The sequence below is a fragment of the Bradyrhizobium manausense genome (genome assembly GCF_018131105.1).
In the GTDB taxonomy this organism is placed as follows: Bacteria; Pseudomonadota; Alphaproteobacteria; order Rhizobiales; family Xanthobacteraceae; genus Bradyrhizobium; species Bradyrhizobium manausense_B.
In genome coordinates this window covers 1068245-1092161 of record NZ_JAFCJI010000001.1, presented here as the reverse complement: position 1 = coordinate 1092161, position 23917 = coordinate 1068245, and the positions used below count along the sequence as shown (strand labels likewise).

At 64.6% G+C, this 23917-nt stretch carries 22 protein-coding genes; 15 read left to right on the top strand and 7 right to left on the bottom strand.

Translation table 11 applies throughout. The features are described from left to right. Position 1: 1 nt before the first annotated feature. The 13 genes from JQ631_RS04920 (at position 2) to JQ631_RS04860 (ending at position 11389) form a co-directional block, all read left to right on the top strand. Entirely contained in the window at positions 2–439 is a 438-nt protein-coding gene (locus JQ631_RS04920) for an SRPBCC family protein (RefSeq protein WP_015686997.1), read from the top strand. 5 nt (positions 440–444) lie between these two features. Then, positions 445–888 carry an SRPBCC family protein gene (locus JQ631_RS04915; protein WP_212324492.1) on the top strand — a complete coding sequence of 148 codons (444 nt, stop codon included), beginning with the start codon at positions 445–447 and terminating at the stop codon, positions 886–888. Beyond that, on the top strand, positions 889–1707 hold the full coding sequence (locus tag JQ631_RS04910) for an FAD binding domain-containing protein (protein WP_212324490.1): 819 nt from the start codon (positions 889–891) through the stop codon (positions 1705–1707). It begins immediately after the preceding gene. A gap of 6 nt (positions 1708–1713) precedes the next feature. Continuing rightward, on the top strand, positions 1714–2190 hold the full coding sequence (locus JQ631_RS04905; protein WP_212324488.1) for a (2Fe-2S)-binding protein: 477 nt from the start codon (positions 1714–1716) through the stop codon (positions 2188–2190). Positions 2191–2202: 12 nt separating this feature from the next. Further along, positions 2203–3780, top strand: coding sequence for a xanthine dehydrogenase family protein molybdopterin-binding subunit (locus JQ631_RS04900; RefSeq protein WP_212324485.1), 1578 nt, complete (start codon positions 2203–2205; stop codon positions 3778–3780). After that, positions 3781–4803: a xanthine dehydrogenase family protein molybdopterin-binding subunit gene (locus tag JQ631_RS04895; protein WP_212324483.1), complete on the top strand. Its 1023-nt coding sequence runs from the start codon at positions 3781–3783 to the stop codon at positions 4801–4803. It abuts the gene before it with no gap. Between the two features lie 12 nt (positions 4804–4815). Then, a complete protein-coding gene (locus JQ631_RS04890) occupies positions 4816–5697 on the top strand; it encodes an AAA family ATPase (RefSeq protein ID WP_212324482.1) in 882 nt (293 codons plus the stop codon). Further along, a complete protein-coding gene (locus JQ631_RS04885) occupies positions 5694–6815 on the top strand; it encodes a vWA domain-containing protein (protein ID WP_212324481.1) in 1122 nt (373 codons plus the stop codon). Before JQ631_RS04890 ends, JQ631_RS04885 begins: the two co-directional genes overlap by 4 nt. Beyond that, positions 6812–7696, top strand: coding sequence for an amidohydrolase family protein (locus JQ631_RS04880; RefSeq protein WP_212324480.1), 885 nt, complete (start codon positions 6812–6814; stop codon positions 7694–7696). Before JQ631_RS04885 ends, JQ631_RS04880 begins: the two co-directional genes overlap by 4 nt. A gap of 31 nt (positions 7697–7727) precedes the next feature. Then, complete coding sequence (locus JQ631_RS04875; RefSeq protein WP_212324479.1) at positions 7728–8576, top strand: MBL fold metallo-hydrolase; 849 nt, start codon at positions 7728–7730, stop codon at positions 8574–8576. A gap of 21 nt (positions 8577–8597) precedes the next feature. Next, entirely contained in the window at positions 8598–10175 is a 1578-nt protein-coding gene (locus JQ631_RS04870) for an isochorismatase family protein (RefSeq protein ID WP_212324478.1), read from the top strand. Between the two features lie 3 nt (positions 10176–10178). Then, positions 10179–10805, top strand: coding sequence for an FMN-dependent NADH-azoreductase (locus JQ631_RS04865; RefSeq protein ID WP_212324477.1), 627 nt, complete (start codon positions 10179–10181; stop codon positions 10803–10805). 131 nt (positions 10806–10936) lie between these two features. Then, complete coding sequence (locus tag JQ631_RS04860) at positions 10937–11389, top strand: RbsD/FucU family protein (RefSeq protein ID WP_212324475.1); 453 nt, start codon at positions 10937–10939, stop codon at positions 11387–11389. 59 nt (positions 11390–11448) lie between these two features. On the opposite strand, the gene JQ631_RS04855 is transcribed toward JQ631_RS04860, so the two are convergent. Then, entirely contained in the window at positions 11449–12438 is a 990-nt protein-coding gene (locus JQ631_RS04855) for a Bug family tripartite tricarboxylate transporter substrate binding protein (protein ID WP_212324473.1), read from the bottom strand. Between the two features lie 326 nt (positions 12439–12764). Here JQ631_RS04855 and JQ631_RS04850 point away from each other — a divergent pair, with 326 nt between their 5' ends. Further along, positions 12765–15608, top strand: a complete 2844-nt coding sequence (locus JQ631_RS04850) for an ATP-binding protein (protein WP_212324471.1) — start codon at positions 12765–12767, stop codon at positions 15606–15608. Between the two features lie 20 nt (positions 15609–15628). On the opposite strand, the gene msrA is transcribed toward JQ631_RS04850, so the two are convergent. The 6 genes from msrA to JQ631_RS04820 form a co-directional block, all read right to left on the bottom strand. Then, the gene (gene msrA, locus JQ631_RS04845; RefSeq protein WP_212324469.1) at positions 15629–16144 is read right to left on the bottom strand and encodes a peptide-methionine (S)-S-oxide reductase MsrA; all 516 of its coding nucleotides are present in this window, start codon (positions 16142–16144) and stop codon (positions 15629–15631) included. Positions 16145–16293: 149 nt separating this feature from the next. Then, positions 16294–16716, bottom strand: a complete 423-nt coding sequence (locus JQ631_RS04840) for an OsmC family protein (RefSeq protein WP_212324467.1) — start codon at positions 16714–16716, stop codon at positions 16294–16296. Positions 16717–16831: 115 nt separating this feature from the next. Continuing rightward, positions 16832–17680: an enoyl-CoA hydratase/isomerase family protein gene (locus JQ631_RS04835; protein WP_212324465.1), complete on the bottom strand. Its 849-nt coding sequence runs from the start codon at positions 17678–17680 to the stop codon at positions 16832–16834. 64 nt (positions 17681–17744) lie between these two features. Next, positions 17745–19058: an epoxide hydrolase family protein gene (locus JQ631_RS04830; protein ID WP_212324463.1), complete on the bottom strand. Its 1314-nt coding sequence runs from the start codon at positions 19056–19058 to the stop codon at positions 17745–17747. 258 nt (positions 19059–19316) lie between these two features. Beyond that, positions 19317–20006 carry a VOC family protein gene (locus JQ631_RS04825; RefSeq protein WP_212324461.1) on the bottom strand — a complete coding sequence of 230 codons (690 nt, stop codon included), beginning with the start codon at positions 20004–20006 and terminating at the stop codon, positions 19317–19319. Positions 20007–20028: 22 nt separating this feature from the next. Continuing rightward, positions 20029–20700 carry a sensor histidine kinase gene (locus JQ631_RS04820; RefSeq protein ID WP_212324459.1) on the bottom strand — a complete coding sequence of 224 codons (672 nt, stop codon included), beginning with the start codon at positions 20698–20700 and terminating at the stop codon, positions 20029–20031. Positions 20701–21041: 341 nt separating this feature from the next. Between JQ631_RS04820 and JQ631_RS04815 the strand changes: the two genes are divergently transcribed. Beyond that, positions 21042–23879 carry an ATP-binding protein gene (locus tag JQ631_RS04815; RefSeq protein WP_212324457.1) on the top strand — a complete coding sequence of 946 codons (2838 nt, stop codon included), beginning with the start codon at positions 21042–21044 and terminating at the stop codon, positions 23877–23879. The last annotated feature ends 38 nt before the right edge of the window (positions 23880–23917 follow it).

Below are 23917 nucleotides of genomic sequence, written 5' to 3'. Positions count from 1 at the left end.
CATGCCCCGCGTCTACGTCTCCACCGTCGTCAATGCGCGCAACGACCGCGTCTGGGCGCGGGTGCGCGATTTCAACGGACTGCCGAACTGGCATCCCGCGATCGCCGAAAGCCGCATCGAGGGCGGCGAGCCCTCGGACAAGATCGGATGTGTACGCGACTTTCGCCTGCGCAACGGCGACCGTATCCGCGAGAAGCTGCTCGGCCTCTCCGACTACGACATGTTCTGCACCTACTCCATCCTGGAATCCCCGATGGGCGTCGAGAACTATGTCGCGACCTTGCGGCTGACCCCTGTCACCGATGGTGACCAGACCTTCGTCGAATGGACCGCCGAGTTCGACTGCGCACCGGAACGGGAGACCGAACTGGTCGGCAACATCGGCGGTGGCGTGTTCCAGGGCGGCTTTGACGCCCTCAAGCGCGTGTTCGGAGGCTGACAGCCGTGCCGCATATCGTCAAAAGCACGATCCTGGATGCGCCAACCGATGCGGCGTGGTCGATGCTGCGCGATTTCAACGGGCACGACCGCTGGCATCCGGCGGTTGCGACCTCCTCGATCGAGCGCGCGCATTCGTCCGACAAGATCGGCTGCGTCAGGCGCTTCAAGCTGAAGGATGGTGCCGAGTTGCGCGAGCAATTGCTGGCGCTGTCCGATCTCGAACAGAGCTTCAGCTACTGCCTGCTCGATACGCCGATCCCGATGTTCAACTATGTCGCCCATGTCCGCCTGCTGCCGGTCACCGACGGTGATCGCACCTTCTGGCACTGGGAGTCGCGCTTCACGACCAGGCCGGAAGACCGCGACCGCATCACCCACATGGTCGCGGAAGACATCTATCAGGCCGGGTTCGAGGCAATCCGCCGGCATTTGAAGGAGGCCGCCTAGATGGCCGTAACAGTGAAGACGTTTGCGAGCGCCAGCGAGGCAGCCGGGGTGCTGTCCTCGGACCGCAGCGCGCGCTATCTCGGCGGCGGCACGCTGGTGATGCGAGCCCTGAACGAGGGCGACGTGTCGATTTCAAGCGTGGTCCGCGCCCAGGACCAGGCGCTGACCCGGATCGATGCATCCGGCCCACGCGTGACACTGGGCGCCGGCATCACCTTCGCGCGCGTCCTCGCCGAGCGTGACCTCGGCTTCCTGCATGCCCCAGCCCGCTCAATCGGCGGCCCCGCCGTGCGCAACATGGGAACCATCGGCGGCAATCTCTTCGCGCCCAACCCTTACGGCGATTTCACCGTCGCGCTGCTGGCGCTCGACGCCACCGTAGCCGTCGCTGGCGGGTTCGGGGCCCGCGACATCCCGATCGAGGAATTCCTGCAGGCGCGCGAGCGACAGGCCGGGACATTAGTCCTTTCAGTCTCCTGCACGCGGCCCGTAAGCACCGAGGCATTCCGCTATCGCAAGATCGCCCGCATCAAGCCGAAGGGCGGTTCGGTCATCACGCTTGCTGCGCATCTGCCTATCTCAGGCGGCCGGATCGCGGGTGCCCGGATCGCGCTGGGCTCGATGGCACCGACGCAGATCCGCGCCCGCGCCGCCGAGCGCGCGCTGGAGGGGCGCTCGCTGGACGCCGCGACCATTGCGGCGGCCGCATCCGCCGCCACCGAAGGAACATCGCCATCCGACAACGCGCTCGGCAGCGCCTGGTATCGCCGCGAGATCGTCGGCGTTCATCTGCGCCGCCTGCTGTCCGGTCAGGAATAGACTGTTATGTCCAAGATACCCCTGCAATTTCGTCACAACGGCCGCGACGTCGCGATCTTCGTCGATGGCGGCACCAATCTGCTGGTCGCGCTGCGCGAGCTGATCGGCGACATGACACCCAAATTCGGTTGCGGCCAGGGCGGCTGCGGCACCTGCAGCGTGCTGATAGACGGGGAACTTCACCTCTCATGCCTGACGCTGGCGGAGACAGTTGCAGGCCGCTCCATCGAAACGCTCGACGGCATGAAGCAGGGCCCAAACCTGCATCCGCTGCAGCGGGCCTTCGCCGACAATTTCGCGGCTCAATGCGGCTATTGCACCCCGGGGGTGCTGATGGCCGCAAAGGCCCTGCTCGACCGCAATCCCTCACCTAGCCGCGACGAGGTCGTCGAGGCGATCTCCGGCAACATCTGCCGCTGCACCGGCTACGAGCCGATCATCAATGCCATCCTCGCCGCCGCTGGCGGCCGGGTCAGCGCGTAAGGGAACGCGACCATGCTGGAACTGCGCAAGGACATTTTCGCCGACGAGCGCGACGACAATCTGAAGGAAATCGGCAAGGGTACGCAGCGCCAGGACATGCTCGGGCATGTCACGGGCACGTCGAGCTATTTCAATGACCACAAGCTGCAGGGCATGCTGCACCTGAAGGTCGTCCGCTCGACGCAGGCGCATGCACGGATTCGTCGCATCGACACGTCGGAGGCCGAGCGCTCGTCCGGCGTGCGACGGATCATTCGCGGCGCCGACGTCCCGGTGAATCTCAACACGCTACTCAGCCTGATCAATTTCGGCAAGGACGACGAGCCGTCGCTGGCCGTCGACAAGGTCCGTTACAAGGGCGAGCCGATCGTCGCCATCGTCGCCGACAGCGAGCGCGAAGCCTTTGAGGCGGTCGCCAAGGTCAAAATCGACTACGAGCCGCTGCCGGCGGTGTTCGACGTCGAGGACGCGCTGAAACCGGGCGCGCCCGTGGTCAACGAGACCTATCCCAAGAACACCTTCACCTATCACGAGACGTACGATCATCAGAGGCTTCGCTTCGGCGATGCCGACGCGGCGCTGGCGACTGCCGACCATGTGCTCGAGCAGCGCTACCAGATGTCGCCGATCGAGCATGCGCCGACCGAGACCAATGGCGCCATTGCTGCGCCCGACACCAACGGCCGTTATGTCGTCTACACCTCGACGCAGGCGCTGTTCTTCTCGGTCGACACCTGCGCAAAAATCCTGGACGTGCCGTCCAACACCTTCCACTTCATCGGTGGCACCGTCGGCGGTGGCTTTGGCGGCAAGGTCGATACGCTGACCGAGCCGCTCGCCATTCTCGGCGCGATGCTGACCGGGAAGCCGGTACGCTATGTGTTCGGGCGCGAGGAGGAGATGCAGTATGGTCCGCCCCGCGGCGCCGAACGCATCTACATCAAGGACGGCGTGATGCGCGACGGCCGCATTGTCGCGCGCAAGATCCGCGCCCTTTTCGACAGCGGCGCCTATACGCGGCTCTCCAGCTACGCCGCCGTGAAATGTGCCGCGCATCTGCCGGGCCCCTACACCATCCCCAACGTCTACGGCGATGTCTATTGCGTCTTCACCAATCGGACGCCTGCGACCGCGATGCGAGGCTTCGGCGTCACCGCAATGGACTTTGCGATCGAGTGCCAGATGGACAAGCTGGCGCACCTCGTCAACATGGATCCGATGGAGTTCCGGATCCTCAACGCCTACCGCGACGGCGACATGAAGGCGCACCGGCGCGAGGCCAAGAACACCGCGCTGATCGAATGCGTGCAAGTCGCCGCTGAGAAAGCAAAGTGGCCGCTGCGCGAGGAATTCAAGCGGGCGTCCTCGCGCAAGGACGGCGGCGGCAGCCGCGCCGTGATCCCGCCGACCCCGGCGGACTCGCGCACAAGACCAACTTCGCCTGTCCAGCAGCGCACCAGCTATGACCGGCTCCCGCCGACTGTCACCCGCGAACCGCCGCGCGAGCCGCCACCACCTGCGCCGCGGCCAACCGCGCCTTCGCATGGCGCGACCCGTTTCTCCTCCGTCTTCGGCACCAGGAGGCGCTAGATGACCCGGCATCGCGGACGCGGCATTGCGTCGATCAACTATCCCATCGGCATGAACCTCGGCGGCGACCCCAGCCAGGCGCTTGTGCACTCCAACCCGAGCGGCAAGTTCACGGTGGCACTGTCATCGATCGACTTGGGACAGGGCATGAAGTCGGTGACACGGCAGATCTGCGCGGAGACGCTGGGGGTGCCTGTCGAGGACGTCTATGTCGACACCGCCGACTCCGACACCGGCCCGCACTGCATGGGCTCGTTCGCGTCGCGCGGCACCCATCGCGTCGGCAATGCCGTGATGGCGGCGGCGCGGGAAGCTCGCGGCGTGATGATGGAAGCTGCCGCAGAGGAACTGGAGGTCAACGCCGCCGATCTCGAAACCGACGGGCGCGGCAACATCCACGTCAAGGGCGCGCCGCACCGCTCGATCTCGACCAAGGACGTCGCGATCGCCGCGCAGTTCAAGCAGGGCAAGACCATCTCTGGTCGCGGCATCTTCCTGGTGCCGCTCTCCGAGGTGAATCCGGAAACCGGCGAGATGTCGCCGGCGACCTGCTACGCCCACGCCTGCCTCGTCGCCGAGGTCGATGTCGACGATGAGACCGGCGAGATCGCAATGGTCCGGATGGATTCGGCCTACGAGCTCGGCCGCGCGCTCAACCCGCGGCTGGTCGAACAGCAGCTCGTCGGCGGTGCGTGGATGGGCGTCAGCCACGCGCTCTACGAGACGACCGAGCCTGCTTATCCCGAGCCCGTTCACGGTCCCCGCGACTTCGTCGAATATCTGATGCCCGGCCCTGGTGACATCTGCCCGCACGATATCGCCGTGCTGGAGCGCCCTGCCCCTGATGGGCCCTTCGGCGCCAAAGGTCCCGGCGAGATGTGCGCCAACCCGGTGCTGCCGGCCGTCGCGAACGCGATCTTCAATGCGGTCGGCGTGCGCATCGATGATCTGCCGATCACGCCCGAAAAGGTGCTGCGCGCAATCAAATCCCAGGGCGGCGCGCGGCCGCAGGCACGGCGCTAGAGGTCCTGGTTCATGGCGGTCCGCAGCAACATCGTCGGTATCGATAGTCCGGAGGCGCTGGAGAAGGCGCTGCGCGCGGCCTATTACCTCGCCGACGAGGGCCTTGCGACATCAGCCTATCTCGGCCTCGCGCTCGGCAAGCCGCTGCTGCTGGAGGGCGCGCCGGGTGTCGGCAAGACCGAGGCCGCAAAGGCCATCGCCGCCGTGCTGGGCCGTCGCCTGATCCGCCTGCAATGCTATGAGGGCATCGACGCCTCCGCGGCGCTCTACGAATGGAACTATCCGCGCCAGATGCTGGCGATCCGCCAGGCCGGCGACGAAAGCATCGACATCTATGGCGAGACGTTTTTGATCGAACGCCCGATGCTGGCCGCGCTACGCGCGCCGGACTCGACCGTGCTATTGATCGACGAAATCGACCGCGCCGACCAGGAGTTCGAGGCGTTCCTGCTCGAATTCCTGTCCGACTTTCAGATTTCGATCCCCGAACGCGGCACGGTTCGTGCCGCCGAGCGCCCCGTCGTGGTGCTGACGTCGAATCGAACACGCGACCTGCACGAGGCCTTGCGCCGCCGCTGCGTCTATCACTGGATCGGCTACCCCAGCGAAGAGCGGGAAGCTCGGATCGTGATGCTGCGAGCCTCCAGCGTTGCGGAAGCCACCGCCCGCGCAGTCGTCGCAGCTGTCGGCAAACTCCGGCGCGAACCGTTGAGCAAAGCGCCGGGCATCGCCGAGGCGGTCGATTGGGCCGAGGCAGCGACACTCCTCAACAAGGGCGGCGCGCGCTGGCCCGACGCCTTCAAGCGTTCAATCGGCGTGGCGCTGAAGGACGAGGAAGACCTGCATTTCATCTCACCCCGGCTCGACGCGATGCTCGCGGAGGCGACCGCATGAGCACCGAGCTCCAGCTGCCGCGCGCCGCCCGCATCTTCGTCTCCTTTGTCGCCTTGATGCGCGCCAACGGTTTTGCCGTTGCACCGGAGCAGACCACCGCGTTCCTGACAGCCATCGAGTTGCTCGGCCCGCGTGACCTCAGGGACATCAGGCATGCCGCATTGGCCACGCTCGCCCCGCCGCCCGAGCGCCGCGCGACGTTTGACCGGCTCTTCGACCTACACTTCCGCGGCAACGAGGCGATCGAGCACACCGACGACGGCGAGGACGACGAGACCGTCCGGCTTCAGGAAGAAGGTCGCGGCGACGAGGAGCCGCTCCTTTCCGACGACGCCAATGAGTCCGGCCTGACCGCGGCCCGCACCGAGGCGCTGGTCGAACGTCGTTTTGCCCAGTTGTCCACCACCGACGCGCTGCGGCGCTTGTCGCGTGAGGCTCCCCGACGCCTGCCGCGGCGGCGCGGCCACCGGCGCATGCGGGCGCGACGCGGTCCCTTCGCCGACCTTCGCCGCACCTTGCGCGACTCTGTCCGGAGCGACGGCGAGATCCTGCGGCTCGGCCACATGAAGCGGCGCCGGCGCCCGCGGAAATTCCTGCTGCTGATCGACGTCTCCGGTTCGATGAAGAGCCGCACCGAGGAGAACATGAAGCTGGCGCATGCGCTGGTGCAGGCCGCGCCCAATGTCGAGGTATTTACCTTCGGCACGCGATTGACTCGCGTCACCCGCCCTCTGCGGCTGAAGCGACGCGAGCAGGCGTTGAATGCGGCCGCGCATCTCGTCAGCGATTGGGACGGCGGCACCCGCATCGGTGACGCACTGCAGGCTTTCCTCGCGGTACCTCGATTTGGCGGTTACGCGCGTGGGGCCGCTGTGGTCGTCGTCTCTGATGGTCTTGAGCGCGGCGATTCAGATGCGTTGCGCGATGCTGTGGCAAAACTGTCGCGGCGGGCCTGGCGCGTGAGCTGGCTGACGCCGTTGGCGAGCGGCCCGGGCTTCCGCCCGCAGACCGACGCGCTCGTTGCCATCGAGCGCTTTGTCGGCGACCTCGTCGACGGTGGATCCACCGCATCCATCGTCGCGCATGTACTGGCACTGGGACGAAGGAGAGCTGCGTGACCGAAATCGTCGACGGCCATCATCATATCTGGCGGCAGGCCGACCTGCCCTGGCTGGTCGGCCCGATGCAGCCGCGCATCTTCGGACCTTACGAGGCCATCCGCCGCGACTATCCGATCGGGGAGTATCTCGACGACCTCAAAGGCAGCGGCGTCACTCGCTCGGTTTATGTCCAGACCAATTGGGCGAACGATCGCTTCGAGGACGAAACCGCCTGGGTGCAGCGGACGGCCGACGAGCACGGCTGGCCACACGCCATCGTTGCCTATGCCAATTTCGCCGTCGACGACGTGCGTCCGCAGCTCGACCGCCTGAAACTCTACTCACTCGTGCGCGGCGTCCGCATGCAGCTGCACTGGCACGAGAACCCACTTTATCGTTTCGCGGCAAAGCCCGACCTCTGCCTCGATCCGATGGTTCGCCGCAACGTCGCGCGCCTCGCCGATTACGGCTGGACGTTTGATCTGCAGGTGTTCACGCCGCAGATGCCGGATGCGGCCATGCTCGCCGAATCCTGCCCCAAGGTGACCTTCATCCTTCAGCATGCCGGCATGCTGGAGGATCTCTCCCCTGCAGGGCGTGCGGCCTGGCGCGCCGGGATGGCCCGCCTTGCGGCCCACCCGAACGTGGTCTCCAAGCTTTCCGGGCTCGGCACGTTCATTCACCGAAACGACCCCGCGCATATCGCCGCGGTGGTCATGGACACCGTCGCGATCTTCGGCGCCGAGCGCTGCCTGTTCGGCTCCAATTTTCCAATCGAGAAACTGTGGACCAGCTACCGCGAACTCGTCGGCGCATTTCGCACGGCAGCCGCACCACTGAGCACCGAACAACAGGACGCGATCTTCGGAGGCACCGCGACGCGCGTCTATCGGCTTTGACAGACAAGAAAAACGACAGGGAGGGCAAAGAATGGCGCTGGAGATCAAGATCCTGGACTACGGCGATATCGAGCTGGAATCGAGCTTCCTGGTGCTCGGCCGCGACTGCGGCCGCACCCGCCGCGTCCTCACGCTGGGCTTTCTGATCCTCGGCGGGAAATATCCTGTTGTGGTCGACACCGGCTATCGCTCCAACCAGATCATGGAGACGCTGGGCATGCGCGGCCTGCAGTACCATGAGAACATGATCGAGAACCAGCTCGCTCGCCACGGCGTGCGCATGGGCGACGTGCGGTTCGTCTGCCACACCCATTTGCATATCGATCACGCGGGCAAGGACGATCTGTTCCCGATGAACACGACCGTGGTGCTCAACCGCAAGGAGCTGGAATATTCCGTCTCCGGCCTGATGCACCCGCAATATCCGGCGCCCGACATCAAGCACTTGATCGACCGCTTGCACACCAAGAGCGCGCTGCGTTTCCTCGACCTCGAGATCACCGGCCCCGTCGAACTGATGCCTGGCGTTTATTGCGACGCGGCCAACGCTCACACCGAGGGCTCGATGAACATCATCGTCGAAACCGCCGACGGCATCGCCACCATTTGCGGCGACGTCATCTACGACTTCAACGACCAGATCGTCACGCCCTTTAACGAGATCCACGACGCGGAGCCACGCACCACCGGCAATCACGGTACCAGCAAGCGCGCCGAGAAGGCCTCGATCAAGAAGCTGCTCAGTAATTCCCGCTATCTGTTGCCAGTGCACGATCGCCCCGCCAAGATCGAAGGCGGCACTGTCGTGGGCCGGCTGCACGATCAGGTCCCTGGCCCGATCGTACAGTCCCTGCCTGCGCGGAACTGGTTCCCAGCCTGAAAATGATGTGAGGGCCGACCGATGACCCATGTCACCTTGCGCTCCGAATTCGAAACGCTGATCGACCCCTACGCGCCGGTCGCGCAGGTCGGAACGGGCTTTGATTTCACGGAAGGCCCGATCTGGCATCCGATCGATCACTATTTGCTGTTCTCGGACATGCCGGGCGACGTGCGCCGGCGCTGGGATGCGCGGCGTGGCGTCGCCGAGGTCAAGCGCCCGTCGAACAAATGCAACGGCATGACCTATGACGCCGAGCTCAACCTGATCGTCTGCGAGCACGCGACCTCGTCGCTGATCCGCGAACGGCCGGACGGACGGCGCGAAGTGCTGGCCTCGCACTTTGGCGGACAGGAGCTGAATAGCCCCAACGACGTCTGCGTGCACTCCTCCGGCGCGATCTATTTCTCGGATCCCTGGTACGGCCGCATGCCGGTCTATGGCGTCGAGCGGCCGCGGCAGCTCGGCTTCCAGGGCGTCTACCGCGTGGTGCCCGGCAGCGAGCCCAAGCTCATGGTCGATAGAACCCTGTTCGACCAGCCGAACGGACTATGCTTCTCGCCCGACGAAAAGCTGCTCTATGTCAACGACACCGTGCAGGCGCTGATCCGCGTGTTCGACGTCGTCGCCGACGGCACGCTGTCCAACGCGCGCGTGTTCGCGAGCGGCATCCGCTCCGAACTCGAGGCGGGCCTGCCTGACGGCATGAAGTGCGACCAGCACGGCAATGTCTGGGTCACCGCGCCCGGTGGGGTCTGGGTCTATTCGGCACGCGGCGAGTTGCTCGGAAAGGTTCGTGTGCCCGAGCTCGTCGCCAATCTCGCCTGGGGCGGACCGGATTTCCGGACGCTCTACCTGACCTCGACCCATTCGGTCTATGCCATCCCGACCAGGACCGGCCCGCGCCACGAGCCCTATATGAGCGGCAGACGCAGCGGTGGCGGAGCTGCAGGTCCCGGTCCCGCGGCAGCAAGCCCCATCCTCGCCGACGGCGAGATGCGGCTCGATCCAAACCGCTGCGCCATGATCATCCAGGATCTCCAGAACGACGTCATCATGGATGGCGGTGCCTTCGCCGACTCCGGTGCGCCCGGCCACGCCAAGCAGCAACATGTCGTCGAGAACGTCCGTCGCCTGGCGGAAGCCGCGCGCGCGCGGGGCGTAACCATTATCCATGTCTGGTTCGTGGTCGAGCCCGGCGCGCCCGGCGTGACGCTGAACGCGCCGCTGTTCGAAGGTCTGGTCGATAGCAAGGCGATGGTGCGCGGCAGCTGGGGTGCGGCGCCCGTTCCAGGCCTCGAGCCGCGCCCCGGCGACTTCGTGGTCGAGAAGATGCGGATGAGCGCCTGGGAGGGCACGCGGCTGGAGACGATCCTCAAAGCCACCGGCCGCGACATGATCATCAACACCGGCGCCTGGACCAACATGTCGGTCGAGCACACCGCGCGCACCGGAGCCGACAAGGGCTATTTCATGGTCGTGCCGGAAGATTGCTGTTCGACCATGAATGCCGACTGGCACTCGGCGTCGATCAACTTCGCCATGCAAAACGTCGCCGTCGTCACACGCGCCGACGCCGTCATCAGAGCGCTGGGATGAGCGGTGGCAAAGCTTTTGCACCTCTCCTGCTCGCCACGAGCCGATTCCGAGTCGAGCGCCGGTGCGCGCATCTTCCTTGACGGCTTCCGCCAGGCCCGTTCCGATTGGGACATCGACGTCGTCGATCTCTGGCACGAGCGCATGCCGGAGTTCGCCGGCCCCATCGTCGAGGCCAAATACGCGCGCATGAAAGCGCAGGCCTTCGACGACGCGCAGCGGAACAGCTTTGCCGAAGCCGAACGGATAGCGCTGCGCTTCTCACTGGCCGACCGCGTGCTGATCTCGACGCCGATGTGGAATTTCGGCATCCCCTACAAGCTGAAGCAGTGGTTCGACATCGTCATCCAGCCAGGGCTGACGTTCCGCTTCGATCCCGTTCAGGGCTATCTTCCACTATTGAAGGATCGCCCGACCGTCGTGATCCTCGCCTCCGGCAGCGACTTTGCCACCGGCATGAACCGCGGCCGCATCGACATGGCGACGCCCTATTTGCGCGAGGCGCTCCGCTTCATCGGCGTCAGCGACGTGCGCTTCGTGCCGATCGGCCCCACGGCAGGCCCGGCCGAACCGATCCGCGCCGCGCGCGAGACCGCACATCGCCGCCTCGCCGAGATCGCCAGGCGATTCTGAGCCGCGTTCTTCCATTCGGCCCGCGATCGACGCTGGCCCTGTGGAGTCCAGATATGCCATCGTACGGTGATATGGATTGAATTCGGACCATCAGGGTCCTGACGATTTTGAAGACAAGGAAGGGACACAACATGCTCAAAGGCATCAACCCGCTGCTGAATGCCGACGTGCTCTACGCCTTGCGGGCAATGGGGCATGGGGATCGTCTCGTCGTATGCGACACCAATTTTCCAGCCGACTCGATCGCACGCCAGACCGTGTTCGGCGAGCTGCTTCGCATCGACAACGTCAGCACGGCCAAGGCGATCGAAGCCATTCTCTCGGTCATGCCGCTCGATACGTTCGTGGACGATGCTGCGATGCGCATGGAGATCGTCGGCCAGCCTCAGGAGGTGCCGCCGGTTCAGCGCGAGGTGCAGGCCGTGATCGACCGCGCCGAGGGACGCGCGTGGCCGCTGGTGGGGGTCGAGCGCCATGCCTTCTATGAGAAGGCCAAGGCAGCCTACTGCGTGATCGCCACCGGTGAGCGGCGCTTCTATGGTTGTTTCCTTTTCAGCAAGGGCGTCATTGCACCGGACGGATAATGACGACCTTCAGCAGGTCGCTTCCGCGCGACGCTGGCCCGGTATTGTGGCCGGCGCGTCTACAGCGCTTGCAGTCCAATCGACTTGATCACCGGTCCAAGGCTTGCCGAGGTGGCATCGACGATTCGCTGGAATTTGTCCGGGCTTGAATCGCTGTCGGGCTCCATGCCCTGCGCGCGATAGTTCGCCTGGAGTGCGGGATCGGCCATGGCCGTACGGGTCTCTCGCGCGATGCGGTCGATGATCGCGTCATCCGTCCCTTTCGGCGCGAACAGGCCGAACCATCCCTCATAGCTGAGACCTTGCATGCCCGATTCAATGGCAGTCGGGATATCAGGTGCGCCGCTCAGGCGCTTGTCGGTGGTGACGGCGAGCAGCCTTATTTTGCCGGCCCGGTTCAGCTGCTGCAATTGGACCGACATCACGGCAACGACGAGGGATATCTGGCCGCTGACGAGGTCGTTGGTGGCCTGCGCGATGCCCCGATAAGGGACGTGGACGATATCCAGCCCACCTGCCTGCTGCTTGAACTGCTCACCGACCAGGTGATTACCGGTGCCGATGCCGGGTGTCCCATACGATAGCTTGCCGGGATTGCTCCTCGCATAGGCGATCAGGCCCTGCAGATCCGTGGCCGGCACCGACGGATGAACGGCGAAAACCAGCGCGCTGCTGATCAGGCGATAGATCGCCCGAAAGTCTCCCATGGCATAAGCGGGATTGGGCGTCGTCAACGGAATGATCACCTGCGTGCTGCCGTTTCCCAACAGCAGCGAATAGCCATCGGGCTTCTCGCGCGCGACCTCGGTCGTCCCGATCGCGCCGCCCGCACCGCCGATATTGTCGACAAATGTCGGACCGAGTTGAGATGACATCTTCTCAACCCAGGGGCGACCGATCTGATCGCCTGAACCTCCGGCAGAATATGGGATCACCAGCCGAATGCGACGCGACGGATAATCCGCCGCGCTTCCGTTGCGTGGAATTCCGGCGAGTGCGGCCGCAAACGCGGCTGCGTTGACGAAGTCTCGCCGTGAGAGGGAAGGCATGTCCTGTTCCGAAAGTCGTGAGCCCAAGTCAAGGCGGGACCGGCTCCCAAGGCTCCATTCGCAGCACTCTGTGGCGATCGTCAATGGCGGCGCCGTCGATGAGGGGCATGTCCATTGCGCGGGACTGGAGACTGCCGGGACGCGTCAGATCGACGTCGTCATAACCTGTTCATTTAGCAGTGATATTTTGGTCGCACGCAATCTGCCGAAGCGGCTGCAAGCGACCCCACCGCCGCCTTTGCTGCTTTCGTACAGTTTACTGTACGCTTCGTTCTGGTAGACAAAATCAAACAAATTTTGACTCCCCTCCGAGGGGGCGATGGCGCGTGCCAGATAACAACAACCAAGACTCGGCCATTTCTTTTGGGCCATTTCGACTGTTTCCGAAGTCGCGCCTCCTGGAGAGGGACGGCGCGCATCTTCACGTCGGGGGCCGTGCGCTCGACATCCTGATCTTCCTGGCCGAGCGGCCCGGCGAAGTGGTCGACAAACGCGAGCTCGTCAAGCGCGTCTGGGCCGACGTGAATGTCGATGATGGCAGCCTCCGCTTCCATATCGCAGCACTGCGCAAGGCGCTCGGAGACACCGGCAAGTCGGCCCGTTATGTCGTCAACGTTCCCGGGCGAGGCTATTGCTTCGTCGCGTCGCTGGCGCAGGTCGCGCCCGCGCTTCCTGCTTCCCCGGTCGACGTTCCCCTGCCCCGCTCGCTGCCCGCTCCACTCGCCAGGGTAATCGGGCGAGACGACGTCATCGAGAAGATTTCGACCGGGCTCGCGCAGCACCGCTTCGTCACCGTGGTCGGCCCGGGCGGGATCGGCAAGACAGCCGTGGCCGTGACCGTGGGCCATCGCCGACTTGGGCATTTTGACGGCACAGTCTTTTTCATCGACTTCGGACCGGTGCGAAAGCCCGAACTCGCGGCGATCACCATCGCCTCCACCCTCGGGCTGTCCATCAATGCGGAAGATCCGGTCCCGGCCCTGCTGACCCATCTCCAGTCGAAGCCGACATTGCTGATCTTCGACAGTTGCGAGCATGTGCTGGAGAGCCTTGCACCGTTGGTCGAGCGCCTCGTTCGCGAGGCGCCGCGGTTGCACGTGCTGGCAACCAGCCGTGAATCCTTTCGCAGCGAAGGCGAACGTATCTTTCGACTGTTTCCGCTGGACTGCCCGCCCCGGCGCGACGATCTCGCCGTGGCCGACGTTCTCGCCTATCCCGCAGCCCAGCTCTTCGTCGAACGTATCGCGCAGAGTTCCGGAGCATTTCAGCTCAGCGCGGAGGAAGCGCCGCTGGTGGCCGACATCTGCCGCCGCCTTGACGGCATCGCGCTTGCGATCGAACTCGCGGCGGGACGCGTCAACGCCTATGGAATCGCCGGCACGGCATCCCTGCTCGACAGCCGCTTTTCGCTGCAATGGCGCGGGCGACGCACCGCCATCCCGCGACACCAGACGCTCAGCGCCGCGCTCGACTGGAGCTACGACCTGCTTTCCGCATCCGAGAGCGCCATCTTGCGGAGATTGTCGGTCTTCGTCGGGCCGTTCACGCCGGAGGCAGCCGCCGCCGTCGCCTCGGGCGACGGGCTCAGTGCCGCCGCGACGATGGAGGCGATCGACAATCTCGTCACGAAGTCGCTGATCGCACCCTCAGGCGCACGAACACTGCGCTATCGCCTGCTGGATACGACGCGGACCTACGCGCTCGGCAAGCTCAACGAAGCCGGTGAAGCCAAGCGGATCGCACAGCGGCATGCCGAATACTTCCGCGGCCTGTTCGAGCGCGCCGAAGCCGAGACCTCCTCCCCCCTGACGGACTGGCTAGGCACCTACGGCGCGGAACTGGACAATCTGCGCGCCGCGCTGGATTGGGCCCTCTCGCCCGATGGCGACGCACAGCTCGGCATCGGGCTGACGGCGGTGGCGGTCACGCTCTGGGTTCGTCTTTCCTTGTTCTCCGAATGTCGCGAGCGCGCCAGAACCGCACTGGCCGCGCTCGGAGACCAAGACGACGACCGGCTGCGCATGCAGCTCCTCGCGGCGCTCGGCTGGTCGCTCATGTACGGCGAAGGGCGGGCGCGCGAGGCGCGCCCCGTTCTCGAAGCCACGCTCGAGCTGGCCGACAGGTTCGATGACAAGGATTTCAGGTTGCGGGCCCTCTGGGGCTTGTCCATCGATCAGTTCAACAATGGCGCGTTCGGCAAGGCGCGCGCGCTCGCCGACCGTTTCGCCGAAGCCGCGGCGAATTCGCCTGACAAGACGGACCTCATGCTGGCGGACCGCCTCACGGCCGTCGTGCTGCATTATCTCGGAGATCAGCGCGAGGCGCGCGTTCGTATCGACCGGGTGAATGCGTCGCTGCATGTGCTGGCCGAGAAGCCTAAGATCTTCCCGCTCGATTTGCGGATATCGACAAAATATTTTCGCGCCCGCATCCTGTGGCTCCAGGGTTATGCGGATCAGGCCCTGGCACTCGCCGAGCAGAACATCCATGAAGGCCGTGCCAACGGACACGCGCTGACCTTCTGTAGCGTGCTCGGACAAGCCGCCTGCCCGATCGCCTTTCTGGCCGGTGACTACGATGCCGCCGAGCGCTATGGGACCGAGTTGCTGGAGCACACCGATCGCCACGCCATCAGGCTCTGGGGTCTGTGGGCGCGCGCGTTCAACGCGTTGGTCGTCGCTCGGCGCACGAATGTCGAGACGGGCCTGCCGCTGCTGCGCGACGAACTCAATCGTGCCGGCGATGCGCGCTTCCTGCCGCGCTTTCTTCCCCTGCTCGGCGAGCTCGCGGCATGTTTCGGACAAGCCAACCAGGTCCATCAGGGCTTAGACACGGTCGAGAACGCGTTGGCGCGTTGCAACGACAGGCAGGAACGCTGGTATCTGCCGGAGCTGCTTCGCATCAAGGGTGAGCTGATGCTGAGAGAGGCACCGCAACCAGAAGCCGCCGACGCCTGCTTTCACGAAGCCATGGACCTGGCCACGCAACAGGGCGCAGAGTTCTGGCAGCTGCGATGCGCCATCAGCATCGCGCAGCTCAGGATGAAGCAGGATCAGCGCGCAGAGGCACTCGCTGCTCTGGAGAAGGTCTGCGACATGCTGACCGAAGGATCTGATATCGCCGATATGCGGATGGCGCGCGGCCTGATCACGCAACTGCGCGCGGCATAACTGAGATCCCGTCGCGAGCTCTAGCCTCCCACGGCGGCCGCACGTCGCGGCAGCTTCCAGTCGGGCCGGATGAAGTGACAGGTGTAGCCGTCAGGATAGCGCTCGAGATAATCCTGATGCTCGGGCTCGGCCTCCCAGAATTCGCCGACCGGGGCGACTTCGGTCACCACCTTGCCAGGCCACAGCCCCGATGCTGCGACATCGGCAATGGTGTCCTCGGCGATGCGCTTCTGGTCGTCTGACGTGTAGAAGATCGCGGAGCGGTAGCTCGTCCCCAGGTCGTTGCCCTGGCGATTGAGCGTGGTGGGATCATGGATCTGGAAGAAGAACTCCAGCATGGTGCGGAAGCTCGTCTTCGCGGGATCGAACATGATCTCGATCGCTTCGGCATGGCCTTCGTGATTGCGATAGGTCGCATTCTTCACCCGGCCGCCGGTGTAGCCGACGCGCGTGGAGATCACACCCGTCTGCTTGCGGATGAGATCCTGCATGCCCCAGAAGCAGCCTCCAGCCAAAACTGCGCGCTCTGTCGTCATGTGATGTGTTCCTTTCGCTCCGTCGAGGTGCTCGCATCCGTGCGGAAACGCTTCTCGCCGATGGTTCCTTTCCCAGGACTTTGCCTCCATCGGACCGATGCTGGCAAGTCCTGGGAATAAGTCCTGGGGAATGGCTCCCCGGCGTTCGCTCAGATCAACTTCGCGTCGAGCGTGATCGCAGCGTTCAGCACTTTCGACACCGGACAGTTCTTCTCGGCCTCGCCGGCGATGCGGGCAAAGCCGGCGTCGTCGAGGTTCGGCACCTTGGCGCGCAGGGTCAGCGCCGACTTGCTGATCTTGAACCCCTTCCCCTCCGGATCGAGCGTGACCGCGGCCTCGGTGGACAGCTCGGTCGGCGTAAAGCCGGCGAGTTGAAGGCCGAAGGCCAGTGCCATCGTAAAGCAGCCGGCGTGGGCCGCCGCGATCAATTCCTCGGGATTGGTGCCCTTCTCGTTCTCGAAGCGGGTCTTGAACGAATAAGGCGTCTCGGCGAGCACGCCGGATTCGCTCGAGAGATGGCCGGTGCCATCGCGGCCGGTGCCCTGCCAGACTGCTTTTGCCTTGCGGATCATCTTGTTTCTCCTTGTTTGCCTTGGGGTCGTCCGGCGGCGCTCCGCACCGGTGGAAGGCTATCGCGGCGGCGGCGCCGTGTCGCGATCCAACCGGTCGAGCGCCGCAGCGGTTCCATCAGATGCCGATCTGGCCGACGTGGAAGCCCAGCCGGTTCTCGACGTCGCCCGCGCGGTGGAAACCACGCGCGAAAAGCGCCTTGAGCCTGGTCTCGCTTGCGGGACGACCGAGGGCTGCGATGAACGCGTCCCACTCCGGCTTGATCTCGTCATCCGGCGGCAGGCTCGCGACATCGACGAGACGCTTGGTCTCGGCGATCGCGTCCTTGTCGAAGGACGCGATACGCATGGCAAGCGCGTCGACAAAGCCATCGAGCTCGGCATCCGGCAGCGACCGGTTCACATAGCCGTAGCGCTCAGCGAGATCGCCGCGGATGTCGTCGGCACCGAGCAACACCTCGAGCGCGCGGCCGCGGCCCATCAGGCGCGGCAGCCGCGCCATCGGCCCGCCACCGGGCACGAGACCCGCGCCGACCTCCCATTGCGACAGGATCGCCTTCTCGCGGCTGGCAAAGCGCATGTCGCTTGCGAGCGCGAGCTCACTGCCGACACCGGTCGCGCGGCCCCGGATCGAGGCAATCGACACCACCGGCGCCCGGCTCAGGCGCACCAGCATATCGGGCAATGCCTGAAGCCCTGTCGGCCCCGGCGGGATGTTAAGGGAGTCCTCGAGCGGTGCCAGGAAGTCATAATGCGTGATGAAGAAGCCTTCGACGGCGCTGTCGAACACGACGACCTTGACCTGCGGATCTGTCTCGATCGTAGTAATGATATCGTTCAGCAGCGGAAGGTGCTTCGGGCCAAAGATGTTCACCGGCGGCATGTCGAAGGTGACGCGCCAGTATGTCGGCAAGCGCCGCTCCAGCCTTATGTCTTCCGTCGTGAAGTTGCGTTCGGGACGATTCATGGTTTTCACTCCTGATTTGTCGTTGAAGGACAAGGGCGCGCGTGATCCGCACGTCCTGCTCGACTTAAATCGACTGGCGTAGTGGACGGAACGCGGTGCGCATTTCCGCGCAGAAAAGCGCGGGCTGCTCCCAGGCCGCGAAGTGGCCGCCCTTGTCGAGACGGTTGTAGTGGATCAGCTGGGGATAGGCCTTCTCGGCCCAACTGCGCGGGGCGGCATAGATTTCGTCGGGGAAGACGCTGACGGCGACCGGGATATTCACGTGCTTGGGCGCGAAAAATACCAGCCTGTTCTCCCAGTACAGCCGCGCCGATGACACCGCCGTGTTGGTGAGCCAGTAAAGCGCGATGTTGTCGATGACGTCATCGCGCGACAGGCCTTCGGTCTTTCCGTCGAAGACACGCGCAATCATCGCGGCGCTGCGTGCGTCGTGGTCGAGCATCCAGGACGCCAGGCCCGCTGGCGAATCCACCAGGCCGTACAGCGTCTGCGGCCGGTTCGACATCTCGATCGCGTAGCCGAGGCCGTGCTTGTAGAAATCGTCGAGCTGGTCGTAAGCGTAGCTCTCGTCGGCCGAGAGGCCCGATGGCTTCGATCCACCGGGCTGGAGCGCCTTGGCGATGTCGTCGGGAACGGTCGCGGGCATGTTGGTGTGAATGCCAAGCAACTCCGGCGGCGCCAGCAGCGCCATCTGCTCGGTGACTGCATTGCCCCAATCGCCGCCCTGGGCGACGTAACGGGTATAGCCAAGCCGCTTCATGAGCACGACCCAGGCCCGCGCGATGCGCTGCGGATCCCAGCCGAGGGCCGTCGGCTTGCCGGAGAAGCCGTGGCCGGGCAGCGAAGGGATCACGAGGTCGAATGCATCGGCCGCCGTCGCGCCGTGCGTGGTTGGATCTGTCAGCGGGCCGATGATCTTGATCTGCTCGATGATCGAGCCCGGCCAACCATGGGTGACGATCATCGGCAGCGCGTTGTCGTGCTTGGAACGCACGTGAATGAAGTGAATGTCGACGCCGTCGATCTCGGTGACGAATTGCGGCAGAGCGTTCAGCCGCGTCTCCATCTTGCGCCAGTCGTAATCGGACTGCCAGTAGCGAACCAGCTGCTGGACCGTCGTGAGCTGCACGCCCTGCGATTGATCGGCGACGATCTCGCGATCCGGCCAGCGCGTCATTGCGAGACGGCGTCGCAGATCGAGCAGATCTTCCTCGGGCACGTTGACGTGAAATGGACGAATTGATCCGCTTGCAGCACCCTTTACCGGGTGGGCCGGAAACAGGCTCGCCATGCTCGCGGCAACGGCGCCCATCGCGGCCTGGCCAAGCAGCTGGCGGCGGTCGGGGTTCATAATGTCGGCTCGTGTTCGCGTCGTCATTTTGGATCTCCCTGGCTTTCGTCCGTGACGTCGACCGAAATTCGAGATCGACATCTCGGTCCGTCTTGAAAGCAGATTGGCGCAGCCGCCGGCCATTGGCTCGTTATGGATTGTTAGGCCGCGTTAGCCGTTGCGAGTCGTCGTAACGCAAGATCGGCTTCTGGCGTGGGATGAACTTCGCAAGATGTGAAACGCATCGCGGCGCGCAATGAGCCATCGCGCGCCGCGAAAGCCGATCTGGCTATTCACGCGAGCGCGTCAGGTCGGCAGCGGCTGGCCTGCCTGTTCGCGCACGATGTAGTCGGCATACCAGTCCTGCCAATTCTCGTCGTGCACGCCAGTCCGCTTCTCATGCTCACCATGCGCCGCCGCCGCGCGACGCAGCGCGCGTGCAAGCTCGCTCGACGAGGAGAAGGTGGTGTCCGTCGCCTCGATGCGGCCGGGCAGTCGCGCGGTCACTTCCTGGAAGAACCAGCAATTGCCATCGGGATCCCTGAAAGAGGCAAACGAGCTGTAGCTGCCGCGCTTTGGATCGGCGCCGCTGAGCCTGATGCGGCCGAACAGATACGGCTCATCCGTCCCGGCGTGAACATCGCCGCCACCGTGGAAGGGTTCGCTAATCTTGACGCCGCGCGCGAGCAGATCCTGTCGGGCCGCCTCGAGGTCGGAGACAATCAAATACAGGCCTTGCGCCGAGCCGGGCGCCGCTGATGTGACGTTCTTGCCGAAAATCACCGAACAGGCCGAGCCAGGCGGCGTGAACTGGATGACGCGCCAGTCGTCAGCCGAAGCAAAGTCGGCGTCCAGTCTCCAGCCAAGGCTTGCATAAAATGCCTTGGCGCGATCGACGTCCGATACTGGAACGACAATGACCTCGAGCTTGAGATCGGCCCGATGCGGCTTTGACGTTTTTGCTTCGACGTCGTGCTTTGTCTCGATGATCGTCATGTCGAACTCCCTGATTTGCCGTTCAGGCCGGTACAAGCGGCATCGCGATGGATACGCGCGTGCCGCCCTGCCCGGCATCGCCGTACAAGCGAGCACCGAGGCTGCGCGCCAGACCTTCCAGGATCCGGCTGCCGGCCCCCTGAAGTGGGTTGGTCGCACCGACACCGTTGTCGACGACTGCGCAGAACCAGGAGCCCGCGCGGTTCGCCATCTCGATGCGGATCAGCGCACCCTTCTTGTTCGGAAAAGCATGCTTTGCCGCATTCGTGACCAGCTCCGTCAGCATCAGAGCGAGCCGATGGCACTGCCATGCCGGCAGTGTGCCGCTCGCAATCGATGCCTCGCAGCGGACGCCTGCCGGCTCCAGCACGGCCTCGGAAAGCGCACAGCACAGCTTTTCGAAGAAGGTCTCGACGGAGATTTCCGTGAGATCGTCATTGTCGGACAGCAGCTGATAGAGCCTTCCGAACGCGACGATCCGCCGCTCCAGCCGGTCAACCGCAACCGACATGTCTCGTCCACCCGCTCGTGTGAAGTCGCGACGGACTGACGCACCCAGCAGCGTCAGCGTGTTCTTCATGCGGTGGTGCGACTCACGCAGCACGAGTTCCCAGTCGCGCGAGACCTCATCCAGGTTGCTGACGAAATGTGATCGAACGCTTCTGTCGTCCGTCCGAGAGCTGATACCGGGCATCATAGCCTCCCCCGTTGGAAATAGGCCTAACTCGAAAGCTATACTGATGCAGACCGGTGCCTCACGCTCGTTAGACGTTGCAAGATTCTGTTATGATCGGATGGCGCGCGATATTCGCAGGCCGCGACCGATGCGCTGGTTCTGATGCGCACTGCCGAACTTTCATGCTTTCCGCACAAGCCGTTCGCGTTTAAACAAAATTCGTTGCGTTTCGGCTCTGCTCTTTCGGCCCGATCGCATGCCCGTTGCGCGATTTCGCCGCTTTCGGCCGGTTTACTCGCGGTCTCGTTCTGGTAGATCAAACGGACAGCAGCACTTTCCTTTCGCTGGAATCATGGCGCGTGCCGGACAATAACGATCAGGACTCAGCTATCTCCTTCGGGGCCTTTCGGCTGTTTCCCCGGTCGCGACGGCTCGAGAAGGATGGCGTTCCGCTTCATCTCGGCGGACGCGCGCTCGATATCCTGGTTTTTCTCGCGGAGCGTGCCGGCGAGGTCGTCGACAAGCGGGAATTGGTCAAGCGGGTCTGGGCCGACGTGAACGTCGACGAGGGCAGCCTGCGCTTTCACATCACGTCGCTGCGCAAGGCGCTGGGCGATGCCGGTGAAGGCGCCCGTTATGTCGTCAACGTGCCCGGCCGCGGCTATTGCTTCACGGCGCCATTGCTCCGCGCCGCGCCTGCGGAGACGCGGACGGGCGCGGCTGTTTCCTCGCTTCGGTCGCTGCCCGCCCAGCTTGCCAAGATGATCGGCCGAGACGACGCCGTCGAGAAGATCACGGCCGAGCTTTCCCTGCATCGATTCGTCACCATCGTCGGCCCCGGTGGCATCGGCAAAACCTCGGTCGCACTCGCCGTGGCGCATGGTCAGCATGCGGGCTTCGAGGGCCAGGTCTGCTTCGTCGATTTTGGCGCGCTGACAGACCCGCGGCTCGTTCCCGCCACGATCGCGGCAGCCCTCGGCCTGACCGTCAATTCTGGCGACCCGATACCGGGACTGCTGCAGTCGCTGCGCAGTCGCCGGATGCTGCTGGTGTTCGACAGCTGCGAGCATATCATCGACGAGCTCGCTCCTCTGGCGGAGCGCATGGTGCGGGAAGCCACGGGGCTGCATGTTCTCGCCACCAGCCGCGAATCCTTCCGCACCGAGGGCGAGCGGGTTTACCGGCTGTTTCCACTGGATTGCCCGCCGCAGGGCGACGGGCTGAGCATGGCCGACGTCCTTGCCTATCCGGCGAGCCAGCTTTTCGTCGAGCGGATTGCCGAGAGCCTGAACGAGTTCGAACTCAGTGAGGAGGATGCGCCTCTGGTCGCCGATATCTGCCGGCGCCTGGACGGCATTGCGCTCGCGATCGAACTTGCCGCAGGACGGGTCAACGCCTACGGGATCGCCGGCACGGCCTCGCTGCTCGACAGCCGTTTCTCGCTGCTGTGGCGAGGCCGCCGCACCGCGATTCCGCGGCACCAGACCCTGAGCGCGGCCCTGAGCTGGAGCTACGATCTCCTGCCCGAAGCCGAGAGCGCGACCTTGCGCGGCCTGTCGGTCTTCGTCGGGCCATTCACGCTGGAAGCGGCGCTCGCCGTCGCCGCAAGCCAAGGCATCGACGAAGCGGAAGCGGTCGAAGCGATCTCGAACCTGCTGTCGAAATCCCTGATCGCGACGTCGCCCGCGGAACGGCGGCTGAGATACCGCCTGCTCGATACGACCCGCGCCTTTGTCGGCGACAAGCTCGTCGAAAGCGGAGAATCGGCCCGCGTCGCACGCGCCCATGCCGAATATTTCCGCGACTTCCTTCACGACATCTCCGTGAAATCGACGGGCATGCAGAGCGCGGGCGGCTTCCTGCCCTATGCCGACCATCTGTCGAATGTGCGGGCCGCGCTGACCTGGAGCTTTTCCGAGACCGGCGACCGCGCGATCGCCGTGGACCTGGCGGCAGCGGCCGCCCAGTTCTTCCTCGAGCTCACATTGCTGACGGAATGCCATAGCTGGACCCAGCAGGCGCTCGCGTCCGCCGATATGGTCGATAGCCGCAAGGAGATGACATTGCAGGCGGCCCTCGGCGTCTCCGTGATGTTCACGCAAGGCAATACGGAAGGGGTCCGGTCGGCGTTCACGCGAAGCCTGCAACTGGCCGAAGGCCTCGACGATCTGCACTGGCAGCTCTGGCTGTTGCGCGGACTGCACATCTATCTCACCCGGGTCGGAGACTTTCACGGCGCGCTCGGCACCGGCGTACGGGGCGAAAGCGTCGCGAGAAAGCTGAACGACCCGACCAGCACGCTGAACGTCGAGTGGATGCTGGGCGTCGCGCACCATCTGATCGGCAACCAGGACAAGGCCGTCCAGTTCTGCGAGAGCGCGATGGTGCACAATCCAGGCTCGCAGCGGCTCAATATCGGCCATCTCGGCTATGACGACCGGATTGTTGCGCTGGTCGCCCTGGCACGCGGGCTCTGGCTCAGCGGACGGCCCGATCGCGCCATCGAGGCGGCGAGATACACCGTGAGAGAGGCCGAGCAGCTTGAGCAACCGCTGACGCTCGGCATTTCCCTGATCTGGACGATCTACGTATTTCTATGGATCGGCGATTGGGCCAGCGCCGAAAGCCTGATCGAGCGGCTGATCGACCACGCCGCTCGGCACTTCCTCGGCCCCTATCACGCGGTCGGCATCGGTCAGAAGGGCGAGCTCCTGCTCCGCCGCGGGGACATCGCCGGCGGCATCGAGCACCTTCGCCGCAGCCAGGCGACCCTGTACGCCACCCGCCACCGGATCATGACGACGGTGTTTGCAACGGCGCTCGCGGAGGGACTGGCGGCCCAGAACGAGGCCGATGAGGCCTTGCGCACGATCGAAGAAGCCATCGCCCAGATCGGCGACCACGGCGAATCCTTCGATATGCCGGAAATGCTCCGGGTCAAGGCGGACATTCTGGTTCAATCCGCCAGAATGACGGAAGCCGAAGCCTGGCTCCAGCAATCGCTGACCTTGTCGCGCCGGCAATGCGCGCGTGGCTGGGAGCTGCGGGGGGCGATGAGCCTCGCCCGCATCTGGCAGAGGGCCGGGCGACAGCGCGACGCGCAGGCTCTGCTCGCGCCCCTCGTCGGACAATATCAGGAAGGCCTGTCGAGCCGCGACCTGGTCGCCGCGAAGGGGCTTCTGAGCGCGCTGAATTAACAGCATCTTCAACGGGATACCGCCAGATCTGGCGCTTG

Coding starts and splice junctions, on each gene's coding strand:
- JQ631_RS04920 (WP_015686997.1), top strand. CDS start 2: ATGCCCCGCGTCTACGTCTCCACCGTCGTCAATGCGCGCAACGACCGC.
- JQ631_RS04910 (WP_212324490.1), top strand. CDS start 889: ATGGCCGTAACAGTGAAGACGTTTGCGAGCGCCAGCGAGGCAGCCGGG.
- JQ631_RS04905 (WP_212324488.1), top strand. CDS start 1,714: ATGTCCAAGATACCCCTGCAATTTCGTCACAACGGCCGCGACGTCGCG.
- JQ631_RS04900 (WP_212324485.1), top strand. CDS start 2,203: ATGCTGGAACTGCGCAAGGACATTTTCGCCGACGAGCGCGACGACAAT.
- JQ631_RS04895 (WP_212324483.1), top strand. CDS start 3,781: ATGACCCGGCATCGCGGACGCGGCATTGCGTCGATCAACTATCCCATC.
- JQ631_RS04890 (WP_212324482.1), top strand. CDS start 4,816: ATGGCGGTCCGCAGCAACATCGTCGGTATCGATAGTCCGGAGGCGCTG.
- JQ631_RS04885 (WP_212324481.1), top strand. CDS start 5,694: ATGAGCACCGAGCTCCAGCTGCCGCGCGCCGCCCGCATCTTCGTCTCC.
- JQ631_RS04875 (WP_212324479.1), top strand. CDS start 7,728: ATGGCGCTGGAGATCAAGATCCTGGACTACGGCGATATCGAGCTGGAA.
- JQ631_RS04870 (WP_212324478.1), top strand. CDS start 8,598: ATGACCCATGTCACCTTGCGCTCCGAATTCGAAACGCTGATCGACCCC.
- JQ631_RS04860 (WP_212324475.1), top strand. CDS start 10,937: ATGCTCAAAGGCATCAACCCGCTGCTGAATGCCGACGTGCTCTACGCC.
- JQ631_RS04855 (WP_212324473.1), bottom strand. CDS start 12,438: ATGCCTTCCCTCTCACGGCGAGACTTCGTCAACGCAGCCGCGTTTGCG.
- msrA (WP_212324469.1), bottom strand. CDS start 16,144: ATGACGACAGAGCGCGCAGTTTTGGCTGGAGGCTGCTTCTGGGGCATG.
- JQ631_RS04840 (WP_212324467.1), bottom strand. CDS start 16,716: ATGATCCGCAAGGCAAAAGCAGTCTGGCAGGGCACCGGCCGCGATGGC.
- JQ631_RS04835 (WP_212324465.1), bottom strand. CDS start 17,680: ATGAATCGTCCCGAACGCAACTTCACGACGGAAGACATAAGGCTGGAG.
- JQ631_RS04830 (WP_212324463.1), bottom strand. CDS start 19,058: ATGACGACGCGAACACGAGCCGACATTATGAACCCCGACCGCCGCCAG.
- JQ631_RS04825 (WP_212324461.1), bottom strand. CDS start 20,006: ATGACGATCATCGAGACAAAGCACGACGTCGAAGCAAAAACGTCAAAG.
- JQ631_RS04820 (WP_212324459.1), bottom strand. CDS start 20,700: ATGCCCGGTATCAGCTCTCGGACGGACGACAGAAGCGTTCGATCACAT.